Here is a 3946-nt window from a genome sequence, read left to right on the forward strand (position 1 = left end):
CGCGCGCGAGAACGGCGGCGTCGCCCAATTCGCGGGCGGCGTGCCGGCGATGTGCGACGGCATCACCCAGGGCAACGCGGGCATGGAGCTGTCGCTGTTCTCGCGCGAAGTGATCGCGATGAGCACGGCGGTCGCGCTCACGCACAACATGTTCGACGCGGCGCTGTGCCTGGGCATCTGCGACAAGATCGTGCCGGGCCTGCTGATCGGCGCACTGCAATTCGGCCATCTGCCAACCATTTTCGTACCGGCCGGGCCGATGGCGAGCGGCCTGTCCAACGACGACAAAGCGAAGACGCGCCAGCTGTTCGCGACCGGCCAGTGCGGCCGCGACGCGCTGCTCGAAGCGGAAGCCGCCGCATATCACGGTCACGGCACCTGCACGTTCTACGGCACCGCGAACAGCAACCAGATGCTGATGGAAGTGATGGGCCTGCATTTGCCGGGCTCGGCGTTCGTGCATCCGCATACGCCGCTGCGCGACGCGCTGACCGCGCAGGCCGCGCGCCGCGTGCTCGATCTGACGGTCGAGCGCGGCAACTACATGCCGATCGGCCATGTGGTCGACGAGAAGGCGATCGTCAACGGCATCGCCGCGCTGCTGGCAACCGGTGGCTCGACCAATCACACGCTGCATCTCGTCGCGATCGCGCGCGCGGCCGGTATCGTGATCGACTGGGACGATTTCGATGCGCTGTCGCAGGCGGTGCCGCTGCTCGCGAAGATCTACCCGAACGGCAAGGCCGACGTCAACCACTTCCACGCGGCGGGCGGCGTCGCGTTCCTCGTGCGCAATCTGCTCGAAGGCGGTCTGCTGCACGAAAACGTGAACACGGTCGCGGGCCGGGGCCTTGCGCACTACACCCAGGAGCCGAAGCTGATCGACGGCAAGCTGCAATGGGTCGCGGGCGCCGACGCGAGCGCGGACACCGCGGTGCTGCGCGGCATCGGCGAACCGTTCCAGCCGGACGGCGGCCTGCGGCTGATGCAGGGCAAGCTCGGCCGCGGTGTCATCAAGATTTCGGCGGTCGCGGCGCAGCATCGCAAGGTGAAGGCGCCGGCGATCGTGTTCGATTCGCAGGAAGCGGTTCAGGAGGCGTTCGACAAAGGCGAACTGAAGCGCGACTTCATCGCGGTGGTGCGCTTCCAGGGCGCGCGGGCAAATGGCATGCCCGAGCTGCATCGTTTGACGCCGCTGCTCGGTGTGTTGCAGGATCAGGGTTTCCACGTCGCGCTGGTGACGGACGGCCGTATGTCGGGCGCGTCGGGCAAGGTGCCGGCGGTGATTCATCTGTCGCCGGAAGCGCTGCTGCAAGGGCCGATCGGCAAGGTTCGCACGGGCGACACGCTGGTGATCGACGCGGAAGCCGGCGTGCTCGACGTCGAGATCGACGGGGCGGAATGGGCGGCGCGTCAGTGCGATGCGCCGAAGCATCAGGCGGCCAACGAAGTCGGCTTCGGCCGCGAGCTGTTCGGCGTATTCCGCGCGGCGGCGGCGCCTGCGGAGCAGGGCGCGTCGGTGTTCGGCCGGATGGCCGGCGAGCCGGGCACGCATGACGGCCAGCCCGGCGGCGAGCGCGGCCACGATCATCAGCACGGCGACCCACACACGAGCCCCGCGCAAGCCGGCGCGGCGCTACAGAAACAAGGAGTCTTACCATGACGGCGAAAACAGTAAGCGATATCGTGCGCCTCGGCCCGGTAATTCCAGTCCTCGCGTTCGACACGGTCGAGCAGGGCGAACACGTGTCGCGTGCATTGCACGCGGGCGGCGTGAAAGTGCTGGAGATCACGCTGCGCACGCCGGCGGGTATCGGCGCGATCGAGCGCGCATGCGGACTCGCGGACGACATCGTGGTCGGCGTCGGCACGATCACGAAGCCCGAGCACTGCGCGCAGGCGAAAAAGGCGGGCGCGCAGTTCGGGGTCTCGCCGGGTTTGACCAGGGAGATGCACCAGGCCGCGCAGGATGCGGGTCTGCCGCTGCTGCCGGGCGTGATGACACCGTCGGACATCATCCAGGCGCTCGAACTCGGCTACGAGATCGCGAAGTTTTTCCCGGCGCAGCAGGCGGGCGGCGTGCCGATGCTGCAGGCGTTCAATGGCCCGTTCCCGACACTGAAGTTCTGCCCGACCGGCGGCATCACGCCTGAAACGGCGCCGCATTTCCTGGCGTTGCCGAACGTCGTTTGCGTCGGCGGTTCGTGGCTCACGCCGAAGTCGGCGCTGGCCGCGCAGAACTGGGATGAAGTCACGCGCCTCGCGCGCGCGGCGAGCCAGTTGGCTGCGCCCGCTCATTAGGAGCGATATCGGGCGTCAGTGACCGCGTAACCGGTCCGATACCATGAGTCCCGTCGATACAGCCGCTCACGGCTGTGGCGCCGGGGCTCTTTTTTTGCTGGATAGGCGTGCTGGTTTCAGCACGCGCTTGTTAAACAGACAGTAAAATCCACCGACCGCGCGGCCAGCCGGTTTCAGGCATCGCGCAGCGTGCCGTGAGACGAAGTTGCGGCCGGGGTCCGCACTCACAATCAATAACTCAAAAGGAGGAGCTTCATGGAAGCCCACGGCAGCATGCTGCTGATTTACGCGCTGATCGCGATCGCGTTGCTGATCTTGATGATCACGCGCTTCAAGGTGTATCCGTTCCTGGTCCTCATCATCGTCTCGCTGCTGCTCGGGATCGTGGCCGGCATGCCGATGCAGACGATCGTCAAATCGTTCGAAACCGGTAACGGCAACACGCTCGGCCATATTGCGATCGTGGTCGGTCTGGGCACGATGCTCGGCAAGATGATGGCCGAATCGGGCGGCGCTGAGCGCATCGCCACCACGCTGATCAACTGGTTCGGCGAGAAGCACATACACTGGGCAATGATGGTCGTCGCGATCATTGTCGGCTTGCCGGTGTTCTTCGAAGTCGGCTTCGTGCTGCTGATTCCGATCGCATTCAACGTCGCAAAACGCACCAACAAATCGCTGCTGCTGGTCGGCCTGCCGATGGTCGCGGGTCTGTCCGTCGTGCACGGGCTGATTCCGCCGCACCCGGCCGCGCTGCTCGCAGTGCAGGCTTATCACGCGGATATCGGCAAGACGATCGCCTATGGTCTGATCGTCGGCATCCCGTGCGCGATCGTCGCCGGTCCGTTGTTCGCGCTGCTGGTGAGCCGCAATGTCCAGTTGCCGAAGGAAAACGCGCTGGCCGCGCAATTTCTCGGCCGCGATGAGAACGGCGGCACCGGCGCGAATTCGAACGCGCCGAAACGCGAATTGCCGGGCTTCGGCGTCACGCTGTTCACGATTTTGCTGCCCGTGATCCTGATGCTGGTCGGCAGCTGGGCCGATCTGTTTTCGACGCCGAACACGCTGCCGAACGACTTGCTGCGCTTCTTCGGCAACACCGACGTCGCGCTGCTGACGGCCGTGCTCGTCAGCTTCTGGACCTTTGGCGCGAGCCGTGGCTTTACGCGCGAGCAGATCCAGAAGTTCTGCGGCGAGTGCCTCGCGCCGATCGCGGGCATTACGCTGATCGTCGGCGCGGGCGGCGGTTTTGGCCGCGTGCTGATGGATAGCGGTATTTCGAAGGAAATCGTCAACGTGGCGACGGCGGTGCATCTGTCGCCGCTCCTGTTCGGCTGGCTGGTCGCCGCGCTGATCCGGCTCGCGACGGGGTCGGCGACGGTCGCGATGACGACCGCCTGCGGGATCGTCGCGCCGATCGTCTCGGCCGGCACGCTGCAGGTGCGTCCCGAGCTGCTGGTGCTCGCCACCGGGTCCGGCTCGCTGATCTTCTCGCACGTGAACGACGGCGGCTTCTGGCTGATCAAGGAGTACTTCGGCATGACGGTGGTGCAGACCTTCAAGACATGGTCGTTGCTGGAGACCATCATCTCGCTGATGGGGTTGGGTTTGACCTTCGCACTCGCGGCGGTCGTGTAAGGAGTTT

The 3946-nt window shown here is 65.7% G+C and carries 3 protein-coding genes; all 3 read left to right on the forward strand.

Going from position 1 to position 3946, the window contains the following annotated elements; all coding sequences use genetic code 11:
• A partial coding sequence (edd, locus tag VGH68_RS16380) for a phosphogluconate dehydratase (RefSeq protein ID WP_331604700.1) occupies window positions 1-1663 on the forward strand: 1663 nt, incomplete at its 5' end.
• Window positions 1660-2301, forward strand: a complete 642-nt coding sequence (gene eda, locus VGH68_RS16385) for a bifunctional 4-hydroxy-2-oxoglutarate aldolase/2-dehydro-3-deoxy-phosphogluconate aldolase (RefSeq protein ID WP_331604701.1) — start codon at window positions 1660-1662, stop codon at window positions 2299-2301. The genes edd and eda, both read left to right, overlap by 4 nt.
• A gap of 255 nt (window positions 2302-2556) precedes the next feature.
• Entirely contained in the window at window positions 2557-3939 is a 1383-nt protein-coding gene (locus VGH68_RS16390; protein WP_331604702.1) for a GntP family permease, read from the forward strand.
• Window positions 3940-3946: the final 7 nt, after the last annotated feature.

Origin of the sequence: Paraburkholderia sp. (genome assembly GCF_036488505.1) — a bacterium.
Classification (GTDB): Bacteria; Pseudomonadota; Gammaproteobacteria; order Burkholderiales; family Burkholderiaceae; genus Paraburkholderia.